Below are 25,223 nucleotides of genomic sequence, written 5' to 3' on the forward strand. Positions count from 1 at the left end.
TCTTTAAATTATTTACTTATACGAATAAGGTGTACCTTCAGTGTTTTAGTATACTGAACTGCTTTATTTCCTATTTTTCCGTATAATTCCACTGCTTTCAAGCGTCCTGCATATGTTCTAGGAGAATATAGCAAAAAATGTTAAGAACAAGGATTCTTTAGCTGTTATAGTGAATGTAGGGCAGGTGACGGGAATGGATTATGTATATTGTATACAACTTACACTTGATTATATTGAAGAAAATCTGCAGGAACAAATAACTCTGGAAGAGTTAGCAGAGATTGCTTGCTTTTCCCCTTTTCATTATCATCGGGTCTTTCAGGCGATGGTGGGAGAATCTGTGATGGAATATGTAAGAAAAAGAAGGCTAACTCATGCAGCAAAACGTTTATTCTACAGTGATGAAAAGGTAATTGATATTGCCATCGATGTTGGTTTTCAGTACCAAGAATCGTTTAACAGGGCGTTCAAGAAATACTATCATGTCTCACCAATGCAATACCGGAGTGCAAAGAGACTCTCAGGACCACTGCGCGGAAAAGCCTGCCTAACCATTAATCATTTTACAGGAGGATATAGGATGGAACCAAAATTAGTCACTAAACCTGCTTTTCACCTAATTGGCTATGAACTGAAAACGAAAAATGAAGGGGGTCAAAACAATCAGGATATTCCGGAGTTTTGGCAGCAGTATATTCAAAATCAATTAGGGCATAAAATTCCAAACCCTTTACACAAAAATGTGGAGCTTGGCATTTGCACCGACTTTAATCCTGAAACAGGCGAGTTCGTTTATGTCATCGGAATGGAGGTAGCAGAGGGGTCCCTGGCACCTGAGGGAATGGTGTATAGAAGTTTCCCTGAGCTGGAATATGCGGTGTTTACGACGCCAAAATCTAATGATGAATCATTCAGCACTTCGATTCAGTCCACATGGAATTATATTTTTGCAGAATGGTTTCCACAATCGGGTTATGAACATTATGGATCAATGGAATTCGAGCTGTATGACGAAAGATGCTACGGGTCCGCGAACAAAGAGATGGACATCTACATTCCTGTAAAAAAACAGACTGTTCAGGCATAGCTTGTAGCCTCCTATTCAATGAAGTTAACCAATACTCTATGAAGGAGCACAAAAGCCCTATCTCAAGTTTATCAGTGAGATACAGGGCTTCTTTATTTTCTAGGTAATCCCTTTTGAAATCACAATTTAGCCATTAGCTCCAAATTTAGACCCTCAGTGAACCGCGAAAACCCCTGGCCGCATAATAAGAATCCGCACCGTTGTGATACACAAAGACGTGCCCAAAGCGGAAATCGCAAAAAAGAGCGCCGCCTAGTTGTCTAATATCTGCAGGCGTCTGCACCCAGCTTGATGTTTTCTTATCAAAATTTTCAAGTTCCTGCAATGCCCGATATTGTTCCTCTGTTAAAAGTTCAATACCCATAGCAGCCGCCATATCGATAGCGCTATTTTCAGGTTTATGTTTTTTTCTTGACTCTAGCGCTTCGCGGTCATAACATAAACTTCTGCGCCCTTTAGGACTTTCCGCTGAACAATCATAAAATATGTACTTATCTTTCTCTTCATCATAACCAGCCACATCTGGTTCTCCGCCGGTTATTTCCATTTCATTAAGCGACCACAGCTTTTCTGGATTGGCCTCCAGCTTCTCTTGAACATTAGCCCATTGGAGATCTTTATGGCGGTGCATATTTTTCTCAAAACGTGCTTTCAATGTGGTCAATAATTCTTCGCGCAGTTCTAGTGACAACTCGGTATTCTTGCTAGATGTCATAGCAATTCCCTCCCTTACTGATTTTACTCATAGTGGTAAAAAATAGTTCTTTTTGACATGAATAAATACTTGCCTATTCCTAGCTTAAACAAAAGCTAGGAGTTTGAACAGCAATTATAAAGATACATTTTTGATAACGCCCTTCCAGTATTGCCACCACTTTAAATATTCATTAAAATCTTGTGGATGATGTTTAATACATGCACTTATCCTAAAATATAGCCCTATCATTACTTCCGAATACATAAACGAATGGTTATTTCCATTATTGAACCTCAATTGTTTTACTGCTGAGTTTATGGATTCTGTTGTCAAATCATCAGGAGAAGAGCAAAAGGCATATATTAAATCGTAAAGAGGATCCCCAATGATCGGGGTTGGATCAATCACACCAATTAGCTGCCCATCATTAAAAATAAAATTATGAACCCCACAATCACCGTGTAATAAGTATGGTTTTCTATTTGTGCTAATCTTTTGGCATAAGTTAAGAACGAGGTTATGGTCGTCCATTGCTAAGCGCGAATCAATTATTTTATTTGCCTCCATAAAATTGTTCATTAGAAAAGACTGCCAAGAAGGTGCTGGCTGATCTAACCATCCCCAACCTATATTAGGAGCAGACTTATAGTGATTTAGAAGTCCCTGCACAAGGGCTTTTAGCATTTCCGTTTTATTATTTTTAACATAGTTGGTTGAGCCTTCCATAAAAGAATAAACGATATACTTGAATGATTCTTCAACGAATAGAAGTTTAGGCAGCAGATTGGATTCCTTGTAAGAATGAAGAAAATTGGCTTCTGATTCAATTATACTTGGTTCATTTAATTTAACGACAAATTTAGTATCACTATGATGAAGGAGGTACAACTCGCTAACAGTACCTCCATTCAACTTCTCATATTCTATTGGTTTTGAATGATTAATCCCGATAATCCCGCAGTTAACTAGGTCTAAAGCAATCTTTTGAATATCCATAATTCTCCTCCAACTTCTTCCCACATTTCCTAGCCAAATTGAAACCAGGCACTAAAGCCCTTTTTAGCACATATGATATGTTGAACTTTAAACCTAAGGAGGACAATCATGTTTTCAAATCAGCCCTATCATGTCCCGTCCTATACTGATTTTTATCGAATGGCACTTGATACTCAACTAATTAACGATATCCAAAAAGCTATTAATGCCGAGTATAGCGCGATTTCATGTTATGAGAAATTAGCCAAAATGGCACCCGCACCAGATGAACGGGACAAAATATTAGAAATACAAAAAGATGAAAAACGGCATCTTTCAGAGTTTAGCAGAATTTATACAAATTTAACAGGGCAACAGCCATCCTATCAAATTACCGAGGAATGCCCGGACAATTATGGGGCAGGCATTGAATTTGCCTTTAAAGATGAACAAGGAGCAGTAGATTTCTATTTAGATATCGCAGATAAAGCACAGGATCTAGCGATAAAAGATCGATTCCGACGCGCAGCATCCGATGAACAAAATCATGCGGTGTGGTTTTTGTTTTTTTTTCGAAAAACGCAGATGTTAACCCCTAGCCAAAGGCAACCGGAAGATTATGGTGCAAAGGGAGCGTTAAACGCTCCATCATTGTCACTAGAGCAAATGCTGACTTATGCTCTTCAGGACGAGTATTTGGCTCAAGCAAGATATAATAATATTATCAGAACCTTTGGCAACGTCAAAACATTTGTCCAGATTAGAGAAGCAGAAAAGAGGCATATAAGTGCATTATTGCCGCTTTTCGAACGTTATCAAGTACCAGTACCTAATGATAATTCTCAATCTTTTATAACAACCCCAGCCAATCTAAAGAGTGCCTATGCTGCAGGCGTTCAAGGAGAAATTGATAACATAGGCATGTACGATAGGTTTTTATCACAAAACATACCTAATGATGTTAAAATAGTCTTTTCCCAGCTGCGCAGTGCCTCTTTAAACCATCTGGCAGCATTTAAAAAAGGGCTTGCAAGAAATTAATTTCATTCAGCAGGTTGAACCTGGCACCGAATTACACGGCTTTATGTGTTGGTTCAGGTTCTCCTCTATATTCCCCGCTCTGCCAAAAAGTCTTTTTGGAAAAAATGCTAAATAGGATGGGAACAACTAATAACACAATGGTTACATAAATGATAAAGTGTACCGAGAGCTGATCTAAAATCTTGCCGCCAAGGGCACTGCCAAACACAATTCCAAAATTAAAGGTACTGGACTGGAGAGAAGTTGCCACATCTTTTCCAGTTTCTACTTGTCTAGTTACTGCGGCCTGAAAGATCGTCACAAGTGCTCCAAATGAAACACCCCATAAAAGGAAAGCAAAATGTGAGACGAAAGGCATCCCCTTAAAGCCTGCAAATAATAGCATTGAGCCAAACGCCAGCAGCAGCATGAAAACGGTCAGTGATCCAAGATGAATGTCTATTACTTTCCCTGCTAATACGACAGATATAATGGTCCCTATTCCAAACAGAATGGAAGCCAACTGAATTCCACCGGCAAAATTAAAATAGTCTACAAGCGGTGAAATATACGTATACAAACCATAATGAGCCATAATTGTTAGGAGGGTCACAACCAAGCAGATGATGACGGATTGATTGCGAATGATGTAAAATGGCGAATTCGCCGTTGTTCGTTTTTCTCCTTCAACAGAAGGCAAAATCATCTGCCCCAAAATAGCAATGATCATAATAATCAGGGCAAGAACGCCGAATTCTATTCTCCATCCAAGCTCTGTACCGATGGTTGTCATAATCGGCAACCCAATCCCAAGTCCTAGGGTGCTACCTGCCATTGTTACCGCAATCGCACGGCCATGGTATTTAGACGGAACCAGCCGCATGGCATAGGCAGAAACCATTGGCCACAATACTCCTGCACTGATTCCTCCAATAAGTCTGGCAGCTGCTGTTAAGTAATAGGTTGGAGAAAATGCAATGACTAAATTAGAAATCCCAAATATATACATTAATAGCGTCAACAGTTTCTTTCTATTCATCTGCATGGTGTAAGTAATTAACGGAATCGTTCCGACAGCAGAGGCAACGGCATAAATGCTCACTAAAAACCCAATAGACGAATAAGATACATGCAGCCCTTCACTCATCTCAGGCAGAATCCCTGATGGCACTAACTCTGACAATATCCCCATAAAAGTAACACTTGAAAGCAGCAATAAATATAGCCACGGAAATTTTTCTTTCTTTTGTTCCATAGTTCCTCCATTCCACCTTTTAATGCAATCTATCAAATTATAGGACGGGAAACAGAAACGATCAATCATACCCCGTTTTTCCCTTATCTTAGATAAACAAAATGCTTTTTCAGTTCATCCTCTGAAACAGCAATTCTATTAGTAAGATCCGCTGTCCTCAGTACGAATTCTTTTACCCCAATAAACTCAGACTCTGCTACAACATAAAAGATTGTTCTCTTTTTAAATCCTTTAAATGGATGCTTTAAACCGTATCTCTTCATTATAAAACCTCTGGTGTTCCCTTCTATTCCGCTTTCTTTATGGAGTTTCAAAGATCTAAAAATATCTATCTGTTTTTACATACCAACAATGATAACGTTGTTTATTATAGACGTTTACATCAACAAATCCAAGCAGCAACAAAGAAAGAACGCTCTTATGGACAGTGACCTACGAAAATAACGTCCCAGTGTCTATGAGAACCGCTCTTATGGACAGCGAACTTCGAAAACAGCTTCCCAATGTCTATGAGAACCGCTCTTATGGACAGCGAACTTCGAAAACAGCTTCCCAATGTCTATGAGACTCGCTCTTATGGACAGGACCCAACAAAAAAAGATTCCAAGTGTCTATGAGCAGTTTTGTCTGAAAAAAGCGACACTAATATAAAGGAATCTTTATGAGTTAAATCGAAATCAACATTACAGTTTTCAGTTTGTCTGTACAGACAATGGAGGGTATGTTGATGATTAAATTCATTATTGCGTCTTAGCACTGATTGGCGGGTCTGGCCTTGCCGTACAAAGTCAAATAAATGCTGAATTTAGCAGGAAAGTTGGCGTATTAGAGGGAGCTACTGTTTCTTTCGCTGTTGGGGCGCTTGCGCTATTCTTTGTGTCTTTCTTCTTCGGGAAAGGTAATTTTCTACTAGTTTTTAGTGCTCCTAAATGGCAATTAATCGGGGGTTTATTTGGGGCGTTATTTATTGTCATTAATATTTTTTCTGTCAATCTTATCGGTGTGGCTTCCACCTTTATGGCGGTTGTCATCGGGCAACTTATAGCTGGGGCGATTATTGACCATTTTGGACTTTTTGGAGGAGTTACCTATCCTATAAACAAATCCAAACTCATTGCCCTTGCATTTATGTTTGTTGGGATATATTTATTTAATAAATCATGAAATAATAAGAATAGTCCTAAAGTACAAGACAAAAAGGAAACCCTTACCTATTGGGTTTCCTTTTATTTCACTTAAAATAATTTATTAAATAGGATAATAACTCCTGCCAGGAGCCAAATGAAAACCCCAGGTCATATGGGCGGTATAAATTTAGAACGGGGTTTTTCATTATTCATTCCTCAAGTGCCGCTGCCGCAATCCTGCTGATGCTTATTTTTCATAGCCATTCCCCCTTTTATGATCTCTGCTTTTACCATTTATCCTCTGTTAAAACATCAATGATAAATTTATAAAATTTCTATCCATGTCTTAATAGCTGTAGCAAGGATTAAAATACCCATAATGATTTGTAAAATTTTGGTATTTACCTTTTTCCCAATATTTGCTCCAATTGGTGCAGCAATTAAACTAGCAATAACTACGATAATTGATGGGAGGATTTCCACATGTCCTGTTGCAATTTTTCCAGACACGGATCCAATGGATGAAATCAGTGTAATAGCTAAGGAAGAGGCAATGGTCATCCGTGTTGGGATTTTTAACACAGTCAGCATAACCGGTACTAACAAGAAGGCGCCGCCTGCCCCTACAATACCAGCTCCAACTCCAACTATGAAAGCAAATAGCGCGGCGAGCCATTTATTATATTTGACTTGATCTAAAGGAATATCATCAATACCTTTTCTTGGAACAAACATCATAATAACCGCAAGCAATGCTAAAATTCCATACACGATATTAATGCCGCTCTCAGGCATATGAGAAGATCCGAATCCCCCAATAAAGCTTCCTATCAAAATACTGATGCCCATGTAAGCAATAAGGGTCTTATTTAAAAATCCACTCTTACGGTAAGCCAAAACACCGCCAATGGTAGCAAAGAAAACTTGGATTGCCGTAATTCCTGAAACTTCATGTGCTGTAAAATGCGCAACCCCTAGCAAAGCAGGAATATACAATAACATCGGAAAATTAATAATGGCACCGCCGATTCCCAGCATCCCTGAAATAAAGGAACCGACAAATCCAATTAGGAAGATCGTAATGATGAAGGCAATATCCACGCAGTTTCCTCCTTTAAAAAAAGGAACCTATTAATGGTTCCTCTTATTTTAACCTTTTCAGCCAAAAACATTACCCCATATGGTATGTTTTTCTTTAAAAAAATATTCATTAAAATGTCAATGTGATGTCCGCATCCTTAGCAAACTCTAAAAAGGTTACCGCTCCGCCTACATCTACTCCATCAATAAATGCTTCTTTTTCTAATCCCATTACATCCATGGTCATTTGACAGCCAATGAATGTAACACCCATCTCTTGCGCTATAGCAACAAGTTCGGGGATAACAGGAACATTTGCTTTTGCAAACCCTTCTGCAAAATGCTCTTTTCCCTCTGGCATTGGAAGTTGCTTATATGCTTCCTTATGAATGAGATTCAACCCTTCAAATGTAAAGAAAATCGCTACTTCTTGATCGGTCGCTGCAGCTGCCGTTGCAATATTAAATACTTTATAGGCATCGAACAATCCACCATTGCTTGCAATAATCGCTACTTTTTTATTCATTTTTGTTCCTCCTAAATGTATAATTGATTTATCGTTTATTACCTTTACCCCTATGGGTATAATACTAATAAAAAAATTTATGGGTGTCAACCCTTTTTTATCACCTTTACCTTAAAAGAAGGATCGCCGCAACGATCCTTCTGCATTTCATTTCAACAAGTCTATTTAAATAGAATGATCAAGGCAAGTAATTAAACGATCTTCAATATCTTTTGCCAATTGTTTCAACGCCTCATCGTTGAGAAGACTAATAAGCGCCGTTGGTCTCGGCATCCCAATTTTTGTTTTTCCTTGATCTTCATAAACAACTATTTTACAAGGCAAAAAATATCCTGCCATTTGGTTTTCAGTTAATACCTTTTGTGCTTCCATTGGGTTACATACTTCAAGAACTTTAAATTCTTTCTGAAAGTCCAGGCCCTTTTCCTGAAGCTTGTCCTTAATATCAAAGTTCCACAGCACACCAAACTTTTCTTTTTTCAAGCTTTCCTCTATGCTTTGAATGGCTTCATCCATATTCTTTTCTGTGACAAGCGTATAATCAAACATGATAATCTTCCTTTCAACGCTTATTTCATATCAATCAAAACAGCATACATCATTTGATTCAGTGAAATAACTTCTGACTGTAAGCCATTTTCCAGCAGGAATTTTTGCAAATCTTCCGGCGGTATTCTTTCATGGAGAGGCGGGCCCATTTCAGATTCGACAGCTTTCCATTCAAGTATGCATAATCGGCCGCCTTCGCTGAGAATTCTTTTACTTTCAGCCACCGCTTTTTTGGTATCTGGTATCTCATGCATTACGAATGCCATAATGGCTTTGTTTGCACTATTATCATTAAGCTTAATATTTTCTAAGTCACTTTGGATGTATTCGATATTTTTTATATTAGCCAAATCAGCTCTTTCCTTTAACAAATCAAGCATCTTTGGTTCAATATCTATAGCATATACAGTTTCATTCGTTTGTTCTGCTAACGGAATGGTAAAGTATCCATTCCCTGCTCCTAGATCGGCAATCCTGTCATTTTTTTGTATATTAAGGATATCAATCACTTTTTCTGGAGGAATTAATTCTTGGCGTTTTGGGTCCAGTAATTTTTCCGCTTTTTCAGGTCTAAATCGATGACCAGCCAATTGCCTCATCTCCTTTTATTTTCCGTCACTTTAAGAGATCCTTTTCATAATTTAGCAGTTATTATCTTGAGAATGATGAAAAGGTAACCGTGACAGTTACCTTTCGTACCACCGTATATTATCTCACCGCACAGCGATTCGGTCCGATTTCCATTTCTCTTTGCTGTTCTTCATCGGGAATAACTTTTCCCATATTTGTTTTACGAATCTCTTGATAAGCATTTGGCTGCGGCGGCAAGTTTTCTGTCACTGTTTTTCTAAACTCGGTTTCATCTTGAATATTTAATCCATGGTTTTGTTGATATAAAACACCAAGTTTTTCGGAAACACTGCCGTCTTCATTCATTTCTTTAATGCCCATATAATGAGCCGACAATACTATTAAATCATCTACAAGCTCTTTATATCTGTGATATAAGGTATTTCTTAAGTCTCCTACCCAATCTTCAGCTTTCCCTGCTAAATCCGGACGGCCAATAGAATCAATGAACAAGATATCTCCTGTTAAAAGATATTGATCATCGATGACAAATGATGTACTACCAATCGTATGTCCAGGAGAATAGATAGCTTTAATGGTTGTATTCCCTACTTTATACTCATCGCCATCATTGATTTGCTGATAGATAAACACAACTTCCTCCGCATCTTTTGGCGGAAGACAGTATGTTGCATCAAGTTTTTCTGCCAATCTTCTCCCACCAGAAATATGGTCTGCATGCAGATGAGTATCAAGAACATATTTGAGTGTAATCTGATAATCTTTTATAAAACCTTCGTATGGGTCCAGCATCCGGATGGTGTCAATCATTGCACCTTCCCCATTCGATTCAACTAGATAAGACAAACATCCTTTTCCAATACGAACAAATTGATAAAATAAATATTTCCTCATGCTTCAAGATTTTCTTCGTTAATTCTTTTGCTGTAATTACTTTAACAGATCCTTCCACTGGCATAATTCTCCTTATAGAGATTCATTAAAATGTTAATGTAACATCAGCATCTTGTGCAAAAGTCAAAAATGTCACAGCACCGCCTACATCAATTCCTTCAATAAAATGTTCTTTTTCCAAGCTCATTACATCCATCGTCATTTGACAGGCAATGATCTTAACACCCATCTCCTGTGCCATAGAAACAAGCTCAGGGATAGAAGGAACATTTGCTTTTTTAAACCCTTCTTGAAAATGTTCAGTTCCAGCTGGCATAGGCAAATTTTTATGTGCCTCTTTATGAATCAGATTTAACCCTTCAAAAGTAAAAAAGATTCCTACCTCTGCATCTGTGGCTGCAGCTGCTGTTGCGATATTAAATACCTTATATGCATCAAACATTCCGCCGTTTGCTGCGATAATCACTACCTTCATTGCTGAATCCTCCTATTTAATGATTGGTTTGGGTTGGACCTGTCCAATCCTTCATACCTGGTACAACGTTTTTTACGTTTTTCAATCCTTTTTGCGTTAAATTTCGTGCCGCAAAGTCACTGCGGTTACCGGTTCTGCAAATGATATGAAGGTTTTCATGACTTTTTAATTCTTCAAAACGCTCTTCCAGTTCACCAAGGGGGATATTAATAGCACCTGGAATATGCCCAAATGCGTATTCTGCTGGTTCTCTAACATCTAAAACCGTAATCTTTTCATTGCCATTTATTTTATTTAAAAGATCCTCTAGACCAACAATATCAGGATGTTTGGCTTCTGGCTTTTCCTCTTCATTACTAGCTTTGCGGAGATAATGTTTTAACACATCTCCCTCTTCAACTGTCCCTAAATACTGGTGGCCTGTACTTCCTGCCCAAGCTTTAATGTCAGCCGTTGAGCCTTTGTCGGTTGCTTGGATTTCCATCACCTGCCCAGCCTCTAGTGTTGTCATTTCTTTTTTGGTTTTTACAATCGGCAAGGGACAAGCAAGGCCCTTTGCGTCTAATACCTTATTCACCGTAATTTCCATCGGATCTCCTCCTTTCTGCCTTATTTTTTTCTAATTTCCATTTTCCATTCACTTGCAAATCTTGCTGATATAACTAAGATATTTAACCAATAAAAAAAAGCACTTTCTTATGTGCATAGAAAGTGCTTTTTTATCTTATTTGTTTTGGGCACAAAGGCTCAAAGACTAACAATGTCATGTTATTTTGCTCGCTTTAACCGTAAAACCTCTGCTCTCGTTTCTAACAATCCACTTGATAAAACCTCAACCTTGGAATCCATGAAATCAATTTTTTCACCAAGATTCTTTTCCACAAAATCAATCCGCTCGATCAATTCGTATTTACTATTCCTTACTTCGCTGGATAAATCATCGACTCTATTTGATAAATCATCTCTGTTTGACAAACCATCGATTCTATTTGATAAATCATCGGTTCTGTTTGACAATCCATCAACTCTATTTGATAAATCATCGAATCTGTTTGACAATCCATCAACTCTACTTGATAAATCATCGGTTCTGTTTGACAATCCATCAACTCTACTTGATAAATCGTCAAATCTGTTTGACAATCCGTCAACTCTACTTGATAAATCGTCGAATCTGTTTGACAATCCATCAACTCTATTTGATAAATCGTCCACTTTTTTAGATAATTCGGTTAAACCGTTCTGGTTTTCCTTCATTTGTTTGGATAACTCCAAGATAGCTTGTAAAATGGCTTGGTATTCTTTTTCCTGTCCCATCGAATTTCTCCTTTTGAAGATATTTTCGTGAGGTAGATTTGCGATTCATGAAGCTAGTTCAAGGTTTGTTTTTTTGAAGTTCTAATGAGGAATGTTATTTTTGAAGGCAGTGAAGTGATACAACTGTTTACTTAAATATTATACGATAAAAAACGACATCTATCTACATAAAACAAGAAACCACTCTAAACCCGAGAAGGCAAAGAGTGGTCAATTGGTGTTTAAGCTAATTTATTTCTTCTCAATCCAAAACTTAATAACATTTTCATCTTGTTCAGTTTTAAGCAGCGTATGACCAGCATTTTTTGACCAGGCTGGCAAGTCGTTTAATGCTCCTTTATCGGTTACGTGGATTTCTAATACTTGCCCGCTGTTTAATGTTTCAATTTCTTTTTTCAGTTTTACAATTGGCATCGGGCAAGTTAAACCTGTAACATCCAAAACCGTATCGGCATTTTCTTTATTTGTATCTTTAACGACAGTCTCTCCTAGATCGTTTGCTGACGTTTCGATATTTTCTTTTTTAATATTGCTTCCGAAAACGGATGAATACGTTTTCCAGCCGCCATCGACATTTTTCACTTTAAATCCGTTATTTGTTAAGATTCGGCTAGCTAAATATCCTCTTAAGCCAACTTGGCAACTGACATAAATTGTTTGGTCTTTTGGAAGCTCCTCTAATCTGTTTCTAAGATCATTTAATGAAATATTCATTGAGCCTTCGATAAATCCAAATTCCCGTTCCATTGGCTCACGAACATCGATCAATAGACCTCCGTCTGCAATGATTTGGTCCACTTCATGCCATTGAATATGTTCTAATTCGCCATCCATAATATTGGCTGCCACATAACCTGCCATATTGACCGGATCTTTTGCTGATGAAAATGGCGGTGCATAAGATAATTCTAAGTTAGTCAAATCTTCAACTGTTAATCCGCCCTTTATCGCAGTTGCAATAACATCAATGCGCTTATCTGCTCCATCCGCCCCTACTGCTTGTGCTCCATAAATTTTGCCTGTTTCTTTATCAAAAATTAACTTTAACGCAATAGGTGCTGCTCCTGGATAATAGCCAGCATGGGAACTTGGGTGAATGTGAACCACTTCATAAGAGATCCCCAATCGTTTTAATATTTTTTCGTTATTCCCAGTAGCTGCAACGGCAAGGTCAAATACTTTTGCAATGGAAGTACCCATTGTTCCTTGATACTTCTCTTTTTTACCCATAATATTATTTGCGGCAATACGCCCTTGGCGATTGGCTGGACCAGCAAGTGGAATCATTGCTTTTGTGCCGCTGATATAATCAACAACTTCAACTGCATCTCCCACCGCGTATATATCTGGATTAGAAGTTTGCAGATATTCATTGATGAGGATACCTCCTCGTTCACCCAAATCAAGCCCTGCTGATCTTGCCAATTCATTTTCAGGTCTTACTCCGATAGAAAGGATCGTCATATCAGTCTCAATCTCGGCTCCATCAGATAGAATGACCCTTCTGCCTTCATCGGCAAATGCTTGAACACCATTTTCTAAAATTAAATTTACTCCTCTTTCTTTTAAATGGGTGTGCAGGATACTGGCCATTTCAAAATCAATTGGAGCCATAATTTGATTGGCCATTTCAATAATGGTTACCTCTATGCCTCTTTCAACTAAGTTTTCAGCCATCTCAACTCCAATAAAGCCACCGCCAACGATAACAGCTTTTTTCGGATGTTGGGCATCAACATAATTTTTAATTTTATCTGTATCTGGAATATTTCTTAACGTAAATAATGTTTGGTTCTCCTTTAATCCTGGGATTGGCGGTACAATTGGTCTTGCACCAGGAGAAAGCAGCAGCTTATCATAGGATTCTTCATAAACTTCACCAGTTCTTAGATTCTTAATTGTAACGGTTTTGCTTTCTGGCTGGATGCTGACCGCTTCGCTTAAGTTACGAATATCTAGATTAAATCGGTCGGACATTCCTTTGACTGTTTGTACTAACAGCTTGCTTCTGTCTTTAATAGTTTCACCAATATAATAAGGTAAACCGCAGTTCGCAAATGAAATATGTTCACCACGTTCTACGAGAATAATTTCCGCTTCTTCGCTAATTCTTCTTAATCTTGCAGCTGCTGTTGCACCACCGGCAACCCCGCCAATAATAATAACTTTTTGTGCCATATACAATTCCCTCCAGTTATATGTCTAAATTCCCCAATTTTATTAAAAATGTTTGTTTATAATACCTATCAGGGTATGATACCCATATAGGTATTATATGACAATATAAATGAATGTAAAGTGGTTTATTGGAATTTCATCATTTGTTCACAATTGCACACTTATGATATAAAAAAACCCCTTAGTTAAGTAAGGGGTATGGTAATTTTCGTCTATATTAATTCCTATCCAAATGGTAGATAAGCTGTACAACCCCAGAGGAAAACGTTCTTGTATTCACTATTTTTAGATTCACCCTCTGTTTAATGTCAATAAACAATGGTTTTCCTTCGCCCAAAATTACAGGATGCACGGACAATCTTAGTTCATCAACAAGTCCTAAGTTAATAAACGTCGTAATCAGGCTTGCTCCGCCGTATAGCCAAATATCTTTACCGGGCTTGTTCTTTAATTTATTTACTTCTTCGATAATATGATCATTTATGTATGTTGCTTTATTTCCATTTCCTTTTTGCGTTCTGGAGAACACATATTTTTCTTTGCCATGCACTAATTGCCACATTTCTTGTTCAGTATCTATACAGTCTTTGTCTGGAGAAAATTGGCCCCATAAATCGTAGCTTTTTCTGCCATACAAAATCGTATCGATTTGCTTTAAAAAATCAATAAATCCCATCTCAGCTTCCATAATGCACCAATCAACTTCCCCGTTTTTCCCCTCAATAAAACCATCTAAAGTAACGGCTAAATCTAAGATAATTCTTCTATGTATTACGTTATTTGACATAAGCTTCCTCCAAATTAAAATTAATCTCCGGATGTGAAAAATGCAAAAACTAAAAAAACTCCACTGGTCTGTTAAGTATGTTTAAGGAGGTCTGTTAAATCGCCGAACTTAAAAGTTGGCTGATAAGAAGAGTCTATTGGAGGGAGATTATTCCGATTTGACCATGCAGATGGGATACCGGCAGATATCGCCCCAAGAATATCAATCGGCGAGCCAGCTACATGCAGGATTTCTTCTTTTTTCACACCTGCTTTACTGTATGCAAATTGATAAATTTTTGGACTTGGCTTATAGGAACCTGCTTCTTCAGCTGACAAAATAAAACCAAACTTAACCTTACAATGGGTCTGTAATTTCAATAACATTTGAATGTCCCCATTTGAAAGCATTCCAACTAAATATCCGCGATGCTTTACCTCCTGTACCACTTGTTCAGCCTCGCTCCAAAATTTGAGTTGATTCCAGTTTTCAATTAAACGTTCTCGATCATTTTTGGCCAGCTCAATATTATACAGCTGCAATGTGTTTTCCAAGGTTTTTCTTGTAATATCTTCAAAACTCATAAATTCTCTTTCTAATGAGTTATGTATGATTAAATACTCGTATTGTTTCGATCTCCATGCTTGGAAAAATGTTTTCACATCCACGTCCTTAAACGGCTTAAGTTTTTTGAGCAAAGGAATGAATGTCCCCTGAATATCACATAAAGCACTGAATACGTCAAATGTAATTAGTTTGTATCGCAACTTATTCCCCCCTTAATTTCTTCTCAGAATTCTCGCAGATGTAAAACAACAAAAAAGAAGATAGAATACATAATTGTCCTATCTTCTTTTTTAAAGGAATTTTTAAAAGATATAATTACAGTTGTATTTATGTAAATATACTCCTGCGCTTAACACCAATTATCTTCCGAAGGTTGCAAGTAAGACTGCACGGCCAAGTGTATGGCCAAACATGTTGAAGCCGAGAAATGCCGGAGTCGCACTGTCAGGTACGCCGATATCTTCAACATCTAATGCGTGTACGACGATATAATATCGGTGAACTCCATGTCCGGGAGGCGGTGCTGCACCCAAAAAGCTTTTCAATCCTGCATCATTTGCTAACTGATAGGCACCCTCTGGCAATCCCGTTCCTTCAGAATTGCCAGCACCTGAAGGTAATTCTGTGACAGAAGCTGGAATATTTGCCACTGCCCAATGCCAAAAACCTGAACCTGTAGGTGCATCAGGGTCATAAACCGTAATGACAAAGCTTTTCGTTCCTTCAGGAGCACCTGACCACGATAAATGAGGCGATTTGTCCTCTCCGCCTTCCACTCCAAAAATGCCAGATAATTGTGGTGTGGAAAAAGTCCCTTTGTGTTTAACATCTTCACTTGTGACTTGAAACTCAACTGCTCCAGGAATTGATTCAAAATGATGATCTGTCATCTATCTTTCCTCCTATTTTTGAATAATCAAAATAATTATAACATATAAATATTCAGAATTAGGCAGCAATTATAACTCGATCATCTATATTGCAATCTGTTTTTATCCCATCTTCTAATTGGTCCTCCACGATATCTAGTGCGTTTAAGTATGGTTATATGTTCTCCAAAAATTTCTCAATCAGTGGCATACGGCCGCTGTTTTTCTTATGAAGAATGCCAAATTGAATTTGAACATTCCACCCTAATCGAACTGGGACCGTAATAATAGCTCCCCCATTAATATAAGGATCATCTTTTAACATTAAATTTGTAAGGATACTTATCCCAAGTCCTTCGGCTACCGACCTTTTGATTACTTCCGTGTTTGATGTTTTAAAAATAATGTTAATATCCGGTACTTCTTTTTGAAAGTCCTCCATTACTTCATGAAAAAACTTGCGATCGTACATGATAAATGGGTAATTTCTAATATCTTGAATGGTTAAATATTTTTTAAGTGCCAGCTCAGAGTTTTTAGGAACGATTGCAGTAAATAATCCATTCGTTTGGAGAGGATGAAATACTGTTTGCTGGTTCATTTTTTTATTAAATGTACTAAACAAAGCAATAAACCCTAAATCAATTTCTTCTTGCTGAACGCCTGCAATGATGTCTAAGTTTTCCATTTCGACTACGTTTACTTTTATTTGTGGATAATCTCTCTGAAAGCTTGCCAGCATTCTCGGCAGATATGTCATAAAAATACTCGGAATCGTTGCTACATTCATTTCACCAATATATGAAGAGTTAATCGATTGGATCTCTTCCTGCAGCTCATCAAACTTTTGAAGCGTTTCTAAAATTTTATATAAAATGGGTTTTCCTTCTTCTGTGGGAATTGTCCCCTGTCTAGAGCGATGGAAAAGCGGTATACCTACTTCCTTTTCAAGAAACGTAATGGACTGACTAATTGCTGATTGTGTAACATGTAAATTTTCAGATGCAATGGTAATCGATTGTGTACGAAGAATTTCACGTACATAAAGCAATTGATCAAGGTTCATTATTTCCACCTCTTACTTAAATTAAATTAATCTTAACATTAAAATTAGTGATTTTACATTAATTTTCATTAAGAATATAATGAAGAAACAGTATTGTATAAGGGGAAAAAACAATGAACCGTACCGAACGTTTATGGACAAAAGATTTTATCATCATTTCAGCCATGAACTTCTTCTTAACATTAGTAGTATTCTTGCTTATCGTAATGATCAGCGGATATGCAACAAGCACCTTCAATGCTTCCACCAGTCAAGCTGGACTGATTTCTAGTATTTTCATAGTAGGTGTATTACTGGGACGGTTATTTATTGGGCGATATATAGAAAAAATCGGCTATCGTAAAATACTATTTCTTGGTTTAATTTTATACACACTTTCATCTGCATTATATTTTATTCAAATTGGTATCCCATTCTTAATTTTAACAAGGGTTATTCACGGCATGATGTTAGGTATTGCTGTCACTGCCACTACTACTATTGTGGCGCTTATCATTCCTGGTTCTCGGAAAGGAGAGGGCATCGGTTATTTTAGTTTAAGTACCATTATTGCTACAGCTGTTGGCCCATTTCTAGGTATACTATTGGCACAGCACACCAGTTATTACTTTATCTTCTTTGGTTGTTTTGTGCTTGGAATTGCAAGCATGGTTATCGCTTTATTTGCAAAGATTCCAAAACCTGCAGGTACAGCTAACCCAGGAAAAGAATCATTTAGTTTTAAAAATTTCATTGAACCTGCAGCTTTACCCATTTCAATTGTCATGTTAGTACTTGGATTTTGTTATTCCAGTGTATTAACCTATATCAATTTTTATGCAATTGAATTGGATCTTGTAAACGCGGCAAGTTTCTTCTTTATCACCTATTCTGCAGCCATTCTCATTTCACGTCCGTTCTCTGGACGTTTATTAGATATTAAAAATGCAAATTATGTTATGTACCCTACTATCCTTTTATTTGCAGCAGGCCTGTTTATTTTAAGCAATACACATAGTGGTTTTCTTTTAATTTTATCCAGCATTATAATAGGATTTGGATATGGTAATATACAATCCTGCTGCCAAGCGATTTCCATTAAATCAGTACCGCCTGAAAAAGTTGGGTTATCTACTGCGACATTCTCTATCTTTTTAGATATCGGTCTTGGATTCGGGCCATATATTCTTGGTCTCTTCATTTCAATCATATCTTATAGTCGTTTATATGGGCTTTTATCAGTTGTTGTTTTACTTACAATAGCCTTATACTATGTACTCTACGGACGTCATATAAAAAAATCTTATCAAATTCTCGCTAAGAATATTTCTAATTCCCATATTGAGCAATAAAGGTTGATCAGAGTCATGCAGTAAAAAAGGTTGCCCTAAAGGCAACCTCTTTTTCTAGCAGTTATCTTAAAAAAGTCTTTTTGAGAACTCCATTATTCTCAAACCCCGCGCTTATTCCCCCAAATATACGTATGAAGCTGAGGCAATACTTTCACATTTCTTAACTCATGATCCAGCATCGCTTTATTAATCAGCCATTCATATTTTTGCAGCAGCTGAGAGATTAGTTGCTGATTGTCTGTTGTTTGGTTATCTTCATTTCCTGTTTGCAGGAAAAATGGGATGTCCGGATAACGTTCATGCACTTTTTTTGCATAGTCGTAATCATGATCATCAAGTACAACCACTTTTAAACTAGTATGCTGCGCTGGGCCTGCTTCCTTTAGTTTATGAATAATCATATCTAAAGCATCGAAGTTTGTTATCATCCCAGAACTTGGCGGTTTAGGGGAAATCGTTAATTCATCAATTTTTAAAAACCAGTCCTGCCACTTGCTTCCCTGTGTTTCCAAAGCCACTTTTATATGATTGGCTTTTAATAAATCAATAAAGGAATCTAGGTTTTTTAACAGGGCAGGGTTCCCACCAGAGATGGTGACAAATGAAAATCCATCACCGCCTAATGTTTGAAGTTCTTGCCAAATTTCCTCTGCATCCATTTGTCTTATTAAATCTTTTCCCGAGCCGTCCCATGTAAAGGCAGAATCACACCATGAACAGGAGTAATCACAGCCAGCTGTTCGAACAAACATGGTCTTTTGGCCGATCACCATTCCTTCCCCCTGGATCGTAGGGCCAAAAATCTCCATTACCGGAACTTTACTCAACTTCCATCCACTCCCGTCTTGCTTCTGCATAACTTGTTGGTGTTTCATATAAACGTACAAATTCCAATCGTGCATCATTCTCTGGTCTTTTATTCAGAGACTCTATCATTTTTTCATATATCCAAACCACCATATTTTCAGCAGTTGTATTCATTTTTGGCAAAGTCTCATTAAGATAGCGATGATCCAGATGTATTTCGATTTCCTGTTTCCAGATCTCTTTAATATCCCCAAAATCAATCACTAGGCCGATTTCATCTGTAAAACCGCTGATCCCAAAGACAACCTTATAAGTATGCCCGTGAAGATTTTTACACTTCCCTTCATAACAGTGAAGGTGGTGGGCAGCATCAAACGTGAACTCCTTACTTACAAGGACGCGTTTACGATGGTATTTAAGTTCGCTTTTTTTAATATCTCGGTCCATTTTCTGCAGATTTTCAACGATTTTAAAACCAAAGAAGCCGTTCTCCATTATACCTCTGCACCTTCTTTTGAGCTGAGATATTTTTCTAACCCGCGCTTTCTCAGTTTGCATGCTGGGCACTCCCCGCACCCATTACCGATAACCCCTTCGTAACAGGTTAACGTTTTCTCACGAACATAATCCAGTGCATCCAGGTCATCTGCTAGTTTCCATGTTTCTGCCTTATCCAGCCACATTAATGGAGTATGGATGACAAACGGCTGATCCATTGATAGATTAATGGAGACATTTAGGGATTTAATAAAAGCATCTCGGCAATCAGGGTAACCGCTAAAATCGGTTTCACACACGCCAGTAATAATATGCTTAGCATTGACTTGACTGGCTAAAACGGCTGCAAAAGATAAAAAGATCAGGTTTCGTCCCGGAACGAAAGTGGATGGCAGCCCTCCATTTTCTCCTTCTTTAATCTCAATATCATCTCTGGTCAGTGCATTAGGAGCTAACTGATTTAAAAGCTGCATGTCTAGTATATGGTGTTTTACATTTAACCCTTTTGCAATATGTTTGGCACACTCAATTTCTTCTATATGCCTTTGATTGTAGTTAAAAGTGACAACTTCAACTTCTTTAAACGTTTTTAATGCCCAAAACAAGCATGTCGTACTGTCTTGTCCCCCACTAAAAACCACGATCGCTTTTTCATCCTTTAACATAAAAAACTTCCTTTCCAAAAGAAAAAACAGTACCCCAAGATGAAGTACTGCTTCTTCTTAGTTTTTTTAAAGAGGGGTGCTAGAACCTCTGCCGCGTATGCGGTATTTTAAATTGTCCGTAATATTATAACATAGAAACACGGGGATAGTTCTGCCGTTTTTCACAAATAAACCAGTGCCAAATAGCTTTAAATGACTTGGATTAAGCCAAAAGGAGTATTTAATTCTCCTCCGCCAAACACCATGACAGGCTCTGGATCTCTTGGATCAGCGAGATCAAAAATCGAGACAGTCCCATTGTTCAGATTGACCACGTAAAGTAAGTCATCAATAACAGCTATTTCAGTCGGTCCGCTCAATCCCCCTGAGTCAAATCTCCTTACAAATGCTGGATTTAATGGATCTGTCATGTCATACATAGTCACAGTGCTGGCAAAACCAAATTGAAAGTTGGCTACATACATGGTGTTGCCGCTTATTGCTAGTCCGATAGGGTTACTTAACTGCGTTGCATCACCAAACGCCTTTATATGATCCGGATGAAATGGATCGGAAATATTGTAAATGGTTATAGTCTGATTGCCAGAATTTGATACATAAAGTAGGTCACCCAATATAACAAATCCGTTTGGCCCATTTAATTCTCCCTCACCAAACCTGTCAAAATGAATAGGATTAATGGGGTCAGTGATATCATATATTTCAATGGTATCAGGAATTAGATTTGTTACGTACAGAGCGTTTCCAGCAATAGCCAATGCATTTGGATTGGTTAACTCCCCTGGTTCACCGAACTTCTTCACATGTCTAGGGAAAATTGGGGAAGAAATATCATAAATTTCAACCGAGTTATCCCCTGCATTGGCTACATAAAGAATATCATCTGTAACCATAAACCCACTAGGAGCACTTAATTCTCCAATATCTCCAAACTCCCTTACATGAGTTGGGTTTTCTGGATTGGAAAGATTAAAAATATCAACATTATTTCCACGAATATTAGAAACGTATAAAAGCCTAGGTCGAATTCCCAAAATATCGCCTCTCTTCATCTATTTAAGATCATCGTATGTAAAAATATAGATAAATGTATAGGAGTCCGTCCTTTTGGGAAATCCCATTTTTTATAAAAATGATAAGGGAACTATCGCAATGACAGCTCCCTGTTGTTGTACAAGAAATGCACTTATTTGACTGTAGATGCTTAATTCACTGCACTAGTCTTCACTTTGTTCATCGATGTTGCTTGTTTTTTCCATACCAATGTTAAAATAATCCCAAAAGCTAATACGACCGTGGCAAAATAATAAGGATAATCAATATCTATATCAAATAATATTCCCCCAAGAATGGGTCCGCTAATGTTCGCCAAACTTGTAAACATAGAGTTCATGCCGCCAACAAAACCTTGTTCATTTCCGGCAATATTCGAAAGATAAGCAGTTACAGCTGGGCGGAATAAATCGAAACCTACAAAAACAAGAAAAGTAACAAGTAAAATAGAAAAATAGGAATGAACGACCGTCATTAAAAAGACAAGGATGGCCGATAAAACTAAGCTGTAACGTATCAGTCTAATTTCACCCCAGATTCTGGTCAGTTTATCAAAAAGGATTACTTGCGCAACAGCACCAACAATGGCGCCGCCTGTAATCACAATGGCTATATCTGACGGTGTAAATTTGAATTTGTGGTCAACAAATAAACTAAAGAACGATTCGAAAGCGGCCAAGCCAAACGAAGCAATAAAAATCAGCAAAAACGCAATGAAATATTTTCGTTCAAAAATGCGACTGAAACTATCCTTGCCTTCTAAGGATGGGTCAGAATTTTCTGTTGAGCGATCTGGCTCTGCTATTAAAATCATCGTTAGGATGGCCGCGATCGTACCTAGTGCACCTGCAAAGAAAAATGGTAATCGTGTTCCAAATTCGGCCAAAAAACCGCCGATCCCAGGGCCAATAATAAAACCAGTACTGATGGCAGCAGACATATAGCCCAATGCCTTGGGGCGAGTATCCGAGTTTGTAATATCAGCAATATAGGCAGTCACACCTGGCATAATAAAGGCAGCACTGACTCCGCCTAAAACTCGAGAAATAAATAACATTTCAATCTCTTTCCCAAGTCCGAATAATAATTCTGACAGGCCGAAAATAAATAAGCCAAGAACGATCATAATCTTTCTTCCCCATTTATCAGCAGCTTTCCCTGCAAATGGCGAAACAATCAATTGAGCAATGGCAAAGGCAGCTGTCAGATAGCCAATCGTCGTCCCATTTAGCCCTAACTCATTCATCAGTGTGGGCAAGACAGGGATAACTAGGCCAATTCCTAAAAACGCGATAAATAAATTCAATAATAATAATCCTAAGGTTATTTTATAAGTCTTCATTTTATTCATTCTCCTTAACAAATCAAATGACAAAAAACATATCCATTTGATTCCTTTACAGCTATTATCCTAGTGTATATAGTAACTATATAGTCAAGGATGGTGATGTAAAAAGTGAATGAAAAAAATGTAAAATATTTAACCACTGGTGAATTCGCCAAGCTTTGCAAAGTGAACAAACAGACGCTCTTTTATTACGATCAAATTGGTCTATTGTCTCCGGTGTTTAAAAATGAAAAAGGCTATCGGTTTTATTCGATTAACCAAATTGAATTATTTTATGTAATTGATTTATTAAAAGACCTTGGCATGTCGCTTAAGGATATTCAGCAATATACGCAAAATAAATCGCCGGAAAGCTTTTTAACACTAATGTATCAGAAAAAAGACGAAATCGTAAAAATGCGCCAGGAAATTGAAATGAAGGAAAAACTGATTGAAACAAAAATAACATTAATGGAAGATGCTTCACAGCTTGACTTTGATCAAATTACCCTTGAACACTTACCAGAAGCCACACTGTATTTAAGCAGAAACATTGAAAATATTTCCGATGAAGAATTTGTGGAGGTGCTTTCCGAATTTATTGGTGAATTGAACGAATCACAGCTTGATACTGGATATCCTATAGGCGGTATCACGAAGCGGGAGCATGTTTTAAAGGGGGAGTACTCTAAATATAGCTATTTATACATGGAGCAGCCACATCCGAAGGAAGGCTATCCATACTTCAAGGCTGTAAAAGGTGATTTCCTCATCGGATACCATATCGGCGAGGATAAAACCATCCATCATACATACAAGAAACTTTTTTCAGAGATGGATCGTTTAGGTTTAACCTTTGGAGATTATGTTTTTGAAGAATACGTGTATGATACCGTTGTAAAGAACTTAAAAGAACAATACGTGACCAAAATTATGATACAGGTTTCGTTTTCATCTTAAACATTTGATGTAAATTTTATTAAAATGAAAAGCTAATACTTGAAAAAGACTAGATATGTCCATGAGAGCCTCGCTCATGGACATGGGCCCTTTGAAATTGGCATATTGTGTCCATGAGAATCCCGCTCATGGACAAGACCCCACTGAAATTAGCTAGATTTGTCCATGAGAAACTTGCTCATGGACAAGTAACCTCTGAAAATAGCTAAGTGTGTCCATGAGAGCCTCGCTCATGGACATGAAACCTCTGAAACTAGCTAAGTGTGTCCATGAGAGCCTCGCTCATGGACATGAACCCTTTGAAATTGGCATATTGTGTCCATGAGAACCCCGCTCATGGACAAGAAGCCTTTGAAAATAGCTAAGTGTGTCCATGAGAAACTCGCTCACAGACAAGAACACTTTGAAAATAGCTAAGTTTGTCCATGAGAATCTCCGACCATGGACAAGACCCTACTAAAATTAGCTAAATTTGCACATGAGAAACTCACTCATGGACAAGTAACCTCTGAAAATAGCTAAGTTTGTCCATGATTACCTCGCTCATGGACCAAGAACCCTTTAAAAATAACAAATCGTGACCATTATTAATAACAAAAAGACCGCCGCAGCGATCTTCCAGCTTGATTTCAAATAAAAACCCTTTTTCCAAGAGGCATCATATCTTATCCTATCATACTATACCCGCCATTTATGGGAAAAACCTGTCCAGTTATCCAATTAGAAGAATCTGACAGTAAAAACATGATCATTCCTGGTACATCTTCTGCTTTGCCGAGTCTTTTCAAAGGGTATTGATTAATAATTTTTCCCATTGTTTCTTCATTATAATCCCATTCCCCTTGGTCAATCATTCCTAATGACACGATGTTACATTGAATATTATTCCTCCCAACCTCTTTTGCTAGGGACTTTAAAAAGCTAATTGTTCCGCTCCTGGCAGCGGCTGAAATAATTAGGTTACGGTCTCCTGTCCTAGCTGAATCACCAACAATATTAATTAACTTTCCCTGATTCTTTCTTTGCATATCCGGTATAAATGTATGAGCTAGGTTAAGTACACCATAAAAATTAATATCAACTTCCTTTTTCCATTCTTCCGGCTGATACTTAAAGAAAGACTTAAATTGAACCCAACCAGCATTATTGACTATATAATCCACTCCTCCCAACTCATTATTGATCAGCTCTTTCATCCTTTTTACATCATCAATGTTAGCCAAGTTTCCTTTAACAAGACATACCTTTCCCCCATAGGCTTCTATTTCTTTGCCTGTTTCCCCAGCCTCCCTTTCAGATGAATGATAATGTAACGCAATATTTGCCCCTTCTTTGGCGGCTGTCAATGCTATTACTCTTCCAACCCCTTTAGCGGCACCCGTAATAAGAATATTTTTCCCATTTAAACCAAGTTCCATTAGAATCTCCTCCTAGAAGTTTTCCTTCTTTTAATTTTAGTAATCTATTTCTTATACTTTGGCTCTGTTATATTTGGCCTTGATTTCCTCTCCAGGCACTTCGCTTTCCGGGGGGCGTTTTGCGA

Annotated in this window: 27 protein-coding genes and 1 pseudogene; 5 read left to right on the forward strand and 23 right to left on the reverse strand. The window is 37.7% G+C overall.

The genetic code is table 11. The features are described 5' to 3' along the window. Positions 1 to 193: 193 nt before the first annotated feature. Positions 194 to 1,087: an AraC family transcriptional regulator gene (locus AC1Q59_RS02300; RefSeq protein WP_492364153.1), complete on the forward strand. Its 894-nt coding sequence runs from the start codon at positions 194 to 196 to the stop codon at positions 1,085 to 1,087. 145 nt (positions 1,088 to 1,232) lie between these two features. Here AC1Q59_RS02300 and AC1Q59_RS02305 read toward each other — a convergent pair whose 3' ends face one another. Next, positions 1,233 to 1,802, reverse strand: a complete 570-nt coding sequence (locus AC1Q59_RS02305; RefSeq protein WP_492364154.1) for a DUF4256 domain-containing protein — start codon at positions 1,800 to 1,802, stop codon at positions 1,233 to 1,235. A 114-nt stretch (positions 1,803 to 1,916) separates the two neighbouring features. After that, positions 1,917 to 2,780, reverse strand: a complete 864-nt coding sequence (locus AC1Q59_RS02310) for an aminoglycoside phosphotransferase family protein (protein WP_492364155.1) — start codon at positions 2,778 to 2,780, stop codon at positions 1,917 to 1,919. Positions 2,781 to 2,888: 108 nt separating this feature from the next. On the opposite strand from AC1Q59_RS02310, the gene AC1Q59_RS02315 reads away from it, so the two are divergent. Continuing rightward, positions 2,889 to 3,800, forward strand: coding sequence for a ferritin family protein (locus tag AC1Q59_RS02315; RefSeq protein ID WP_492364156.1), 912 nt, complete (start codon positions 2,889 to 2,891; stop codon positions 3,798 to 3,800). Between the two features lie 31 nt (positions 3,801 to 3,831). Here the strand turns inward: AC1Q59_RS02315 and AC1Q59_RS02320 are convergent, their stop codons facing one another. Both AC1Q59_RS02320 and AC1Q59_RS02325 read right to left on the reverse strand, forming a co-directional pair. Then, on the reverse strand, positions 3,832 to 5,034 hold the full coding sequence (locus AC1Q59_RS02320) for an MFS transporter (RefSeq protein WP_492364157.1): 1,203 nt from the start codon (positions 5,032 to 5,034) through the stop codon (positions 3,832 to 3,834). A gap of 83 nt (positions 5,035 to 5,117) precedes the next feature. Beyond that, entirely contained in the window at positions 5,118 to 5,297 is a 180-nt protein-coding gene (locus AC1Q59_RS02325; RefSeq protein WP_492364158.1) for a hypothetical protein, read from the reverse strand. Between the two features lie 529 nt (positions 5,298 to 5,826). Here AC1Q59_RS02325 and AC1Q59_RS02330 point away from each other — a divergent pair. Continuing rightward, the gene (locus tag AC1Q59_RS02330) at positions 5,827 to 6,198 is read left to right on the forward strand and encodes a DMT family transporter (RefSeq protein ID WP_492364324.1); all 372 of its coding nucleotides are present in this window, start codon (positions 5,827 to 5,829) and stop codon (positions 6,196 to 6,198) included. Between the two features lie 287 nt (positions 6,199 to 6,485). Here AC1Q59_RS02330 and AC1Q59_RS02335 read toward each other — a convergent pair whose 3' ends face one another. From AC1Q59_RS02335 to AC1Q59_RS02395, 13 genes and pseudogenes are all read right to left on the reverse strand, one after another. Then, entirely contained in the window at positions 6,486 to 7,262 is a 777-nt protein-coding gene (locus AC1Q59_RS02335) for a sulfite exporter TauE/SafE family protein (protein ID WP_492364159.1), read from the reverse strand. Between the two features lie 109 nt (positions 7,263 to 7,371). Next, entirely contained in the window at positions 7,372 to 7,767 is a 396-nt protein-coding gene (locus tag AC1Q59_RS02340) for a DsrE/DsrF/DrsH-like family protein (protein WP_492364160.1), read from the reverse strand. Between the two features lie 165 nt (positions 7,768 to 7,932). Continuing rightward, complete coding sequence (locus AC1Q59_RS02345) at positions 7,933 to 8,316, reverse strand: DUF302 domain-containing protein (protein WP_492364161.1); 384 nt, start codon at positions 8,314 to 8,316, stop codon at positions 7,933 to 7,935. Between the two features lie 20 nt (positions 8,317 to 8,336). Further along, entirely contained in the window at positions 8,337 to 8,915 is a 579-nt protein-coding gene (locus tag AC1Q59_RS02350; protein WP_492364162.1) for a class I SAM-dependent methyltransferase, read from the reverse strand. Positions 8,916 to 9,024: 109 nt separating this feature from the next. Beyond that, positions 9,025 to 9,783: pseudogene (locus AC1Q59_RS02355) on the reverse strand (MBL fold metallo-hydrolase); the annotation flags it as partial. A gap of 103 nt (positions 9,784 to 9,886) precedes the next feature. Continuing rightward, a complete protein-coding gene (locus AC1Q59_RS02360; RefSeq protein WP_492364163.1) occupies positions 9,887 to 10,276 on the reverse strand; it encodes a DsrE/DsrF/DrsH-like family protein in 390 nt (129 codons plus the stop codon). 16 nt (positions 10,277 to 10,292) lie between these two features. Next, a complete protein-coding gene (locus AC1Q59_RS02365) occupies positions 10,293 to 10,865 on the reverse strand; it encodes a sulfurtransferase TusA family protein (protein ID WP_492364164.1) in 573 nt (190 codons plus the stop codon). Between the two features lie 179 nt (positions 10,866 to 11,044). Beyond that, positions 11,045 to 11,593: a hypothetical protein gene (locus tag AC1Q59_RS02370; protein ID WP_492364165.1), complete on the reverse strand. Its 549-nt coding sequence runs from the start codon at positions 11,591 to 11,593 to the stop codon at positions 11,045 to 11,047. Between the two features lie 231 nt (positions 11,594 to 11,824). Then, positions 11,825 to 13,771, reverse strand: a complete 1,947-nt coding sequence (locus AC1Q59_RS02375; RefSeq protein WP_492364166.1) for a CoA-disulfide reductase — start codon at positions 13,769 to 13,771, stop codon at positions 11,825 to 11,827. A gap of 217 nt (positions 13,772 to 13,988) precedes the next feature. Then, the gene (locus tag AC1Q59_RS02380) at positions 13,989 to 14,558 is read right to left on the reverse strand and encodes a dihydrofolate reductase family protein (protein ID WP_492364167.1); all 570 of its coding nucleotides are present in this window, start codon (positions 14,556 to 14,558) and stop codon (positions 13,989 to 13,991) included. Positions 14,559 to 14,629: 71 nt separating this feature from the next. Then, positions 14,630 to 15,304: a haloacid dehalogenase type II gene (locus AC1Q59_RS02385; protein ID WP_492364168.1), complete on the reverse strand. Its 675-nt coding sequence runs from the start codon at positions 15,302 to 15,304 to the stop codon at positions 14,630 to 14,632. A gap of 159 nt (positions 15,305 to 15,463) precedes the next feature. After that, positions 15,464 to 15,994 (reverse strand): YbhB/YbcL family Raf kinase inhibitor-like protein, encoded by a 531-nt coding sequence (locus AC1Q59_RS02390; protein ID WP_492364169.1) that lies wholly within the window; start codon positions 15,992 to 15,994, stop codon positions 15,464 to 15,466. 154 nt (positions 15,995 to 16,148) lie between these two features. Continuing rightward, complete coding sequence (locus tag AC1Q59_RS02395) at positions 16,149 to 17,039, reverse strand: LysR family transcriptional regulator (protein ID WP_492364170.1); 891 nt, start codon at positions 17,037 to 17,039, stop codon at positions 16,149 to 16,151. Between the two features lie 113 nt (positions 17,040 to 17,152). Between AC1Q59_RS02395 and AC1Q59_RS02400 the strand changes: the two genes are divergently transcribed. Further along, positions 17,153 to 18,370: an MFS transporter gene (locus tag AC1Q59_RS02400; RefSeq protein WP_492364171.1), complete on the forward strand. Its 1,218-nt coding sequence runs from the start codon at positions 17,153 to 17,155 to the stop codon at positions 18,368 to 18,370. Positions 18,371 to 18,468: 98 nt separating this feature from the next. On the opposite strand, the gene queE is transcribed toward AC1Q59_RS02400, so the two are convergent. The 5 genes from queE to norA form a co-directional block, all read right to left on the reverse strand. Beyond that, a complete protein-coding gene (gene queE, locus AC1Q59_RS02405; protein WP_492364172.1) occupies positions 18,469 to 19,197 on the reverse strand; it encodes a 7-carboxy-7-deazaguanine synthase QueE in 729 nt (242 codons plus the stop codon). Beyond that, the gene (gene queD / locus AC1Q59_RS02410) at positions 19,190 to 19,672 is read right to left on the reverse strand and encodes a 6-carboxytetrahydropterin synthase QueD (protein WP_492364173.1); all 483 of its coding nucleotides are present in this window, start codon (positions 19,670 to 19,672) and stop codon (positions 19,190 to 19,192) included. Before queD ends, queE begins: the two co-directional genes overlap by 8 nt. Then, entirely contained in the window at positions 19,672 to 20,340 is a 669-nt protein-coding gene (queC, locus tag AC1Q59_RS02415) for a 7-cyano-7-deazaguanine synthase QueC (protein WP_492364174.1), read from the reverse strand. Before queC ends, queD begins: the two co-directional genes overlap by 1 nt. Positions 20,341 to 20,528: 188 nt before the next feature. Further along, positions 20,529 to 21,374, reverse strand: a complete 846-nt coding sequence (locus tag AC1Q59_RS02420; RefSeq protein WP_492364175.1) for an LVIVD repeat-containing protein — start codon at positions 21,372 to 21,374, stop codon at positions 20,529 to 20,531. 170 nt (positions 21,375 to 21,544) lie between these two features. After that, the gene (norA, locus tag AC1Q59_RS02425) at positions 21,545 to 22,735 is read right to left on the reverse strand and encodes a multidrug efflux MFS transporter NorA (protein WP_492364176.1); all 1,191 of its coding nucleotides are present in this window, start codon (positions 22,733 to 22,735) and stop codon (positions 21,545 to 21,547) included. Between the two features lie 114 nt (positions 22,736 to 22,849). On the opposite strand from norA, the gene AC1Q59_RS02430 reads away from it, so the two are divergent. After that, complete coding sequence (locus AC1Q59_RS02430; RefSeq protein ID WP_492364177.1) at positions 22,850 to 23,680, forward strand: MerR family transcriptional regulator; 831 nt, start codon at positions 22,850 to 22,852, stop codon at positions 23,678 to 23,680. Between the two features lie 665 nt (positions 23,681 to 24,345). Here the strand turns inward: AC1Q59_RS02430 and AC1Q59_RS02435 are convergent. Then, positions 24,346 to 25,098, reverse strand: a complete 753-nt coding sequence (locus AC1Q59_RS02435; protein ID WP_492364178.1) for an SDR family NAD(P)-dependent oxidoreductase — start codon at positions 25,096 to 25,098, stop codon at positions 24,346 to 24,348. Positions 25,099 to 25,223: the final 125 nt, after the last annotated feature.

Source organism: Cytobacillus sp. MT66, assembly GCF_058792595.1.

What these genes read in the sequence shown, in the direction of transcription:
- AC1Q59_RS02370 (WP_492364165.1), bottom strand. Translation starts at nt 11,593, where the DNA reads ATGGGACAGGAAAAAGAATACCAAGCCATTTTACAAGCTATCTTGGAG.
- norA (WP_492364176.1), bottom strand. Translation starts at nt 22,735, where the DNA reads ATGAAGACTTATAAAATAACCTTAGGATTATTATTATTGAATTTATTT.
- AC1Q59_RS02320 (WP_492364157.1), bottom strand. Translation starts at nt 5,034, where the DNA reads ATGGAACAAAAGAAAGAAAAATTTCCGTGGCTATATTTATTGCTGCTT.
- AC1Q59_RS02365 (WP_492364164.1), bottom strand. Translation starts at nt 10,865, where the DNA reads ATGGAAATTACGGTGAATAAGGTATTAGACGCAAAGGGCCTTGCTTGT.
- AC1Q59_RS02360 (WP_492364163.1), bottom strand. Translation starts at nt 10,276, where the DNA reads ATGAAGGTAGTGATTATCGCAGCAAACGGCGGAATGTTTGATGCATAT.
- AC1Q59_RS02350 (WP_492364162.1), bottom strand. Translation starts at nt 8,915, where the DNA reads ATGAGGCAATTGGCTGGTCATCGATTTAGACCTGAAAAAGCGGAAAAA.
- AC1Q59_RS02375 (WP_492364166.1), bottom strand. Translation starts at nt 13,771, where the DNA reads ATGGCACAAAAAGTTATTATTATTGGCGGGGTTGCCGGTGGTGCAACA.
- queD (WP_492364173.1), bottom strand. Translation starts at nt 19,672, where the DNA reads ATGGAGAACGGCTTCTTTGGTTTTAAAATCGTTGAAAATCTGCAGAAA.
- AC1Q59_RS02435 (WP_492364178.1), bottom strand. Translation starts at nt 25,098, where the DNA reads ATGGAACTTGGTTTAAATGGGAAAAATATTCTTATTACGGGTGCCGCT.
- AC1Q59_RS02340 (WP_492364160.1), bottom strand. Translation starts at nt 7,767, where the DNA reads ATGAATAAAAAAGTAGCGATTATTGCAAGCAATGGTGGATTGTTCGAT.
- AC1Q59_RS02325 (WP_492364158.1), bottom strand. Translation starts at nt 5,297, where the DNA reads ATGAAGAGATACGGTTTAAAGCATCCATTTAAAGGATTTAAAAAGAGA.
- AC1Q59_RS02305 (WP_492364154.1), bottom strand. Translation starts at nt 1,802, where the DNA reads ATGACATCTAGCAAGAATACCGAGTTGTCACTAGAACTGCGCGAAGAA.
- AC1Q59_RS02310 (WP_492364155.1), bottom strand. Translation starts at nt 2,780, where the DNA reads ATGGATATTCAAAAGATTGCTTTAGACCTAGTTAACTGCGGGATTATC.
- AC1Q59_RS02400 (WP_492364171.1), top strand. Translation starts at nt 17,153, where the DNA reads ATGAACCGTACCGAACGTTTATGGACAAAAGATTTTATCATCATTTCA.
- queC (WP_492364174.1), bottom strand. Translation starts at nt 20,340, where the DNA reads ATGTTAAAGGATGAAAAAGCGATCGTGGTTTTTAGTGGGGGACAAGAC.
- AC1Q59_RS02395 (WP_492364170.1), bottom strand. Translation starts at nt 17,039, where the DNA reads ATGAACCTTGATCAATTGCTTTATGTACGTGAAATTCTTCGTACACAA.
- AC1Q59_RS02315 (WP_492364156.1), top strand. Translation starts at nt 2,889, where the DNA reads ATGTTTTCAAATCAGCCCTATCATGTCCCGTCCTATACTGATTTTTAT.
- AC1Q59_RS02300 (WP_492364153.1), top strand. Translation starts at nt 194, where the DNA reads ATGGATTATGTATATTGTATACAACTTACACTTGATTATATTGAAGAA.
- AC1Q59_RS02380 (WP_492364167.1), bottom strand. Translation starts at nt 14,558, where the DNA reads ATGTCAAATAACGTAATACATAGAAGAATTATCTTAGATTTAGCCGTT.
- AC1Q59_RS02345 (WP_492364161.1), bottom strand. Translation starts at nt 8,316, where the DNA reads ATGTTTGATTATACGCTTGTCACAGAAAAGAATATGGATGAAGCCATT.
- AC1Q59_RS02390 (WP_492364169.1), bottom strand. Translation starts at nt 15,994, where the DNA reads ATGACAGATCATCATTTTGAATCAATTCCTGGAGCAGTTGAGTTTCAA.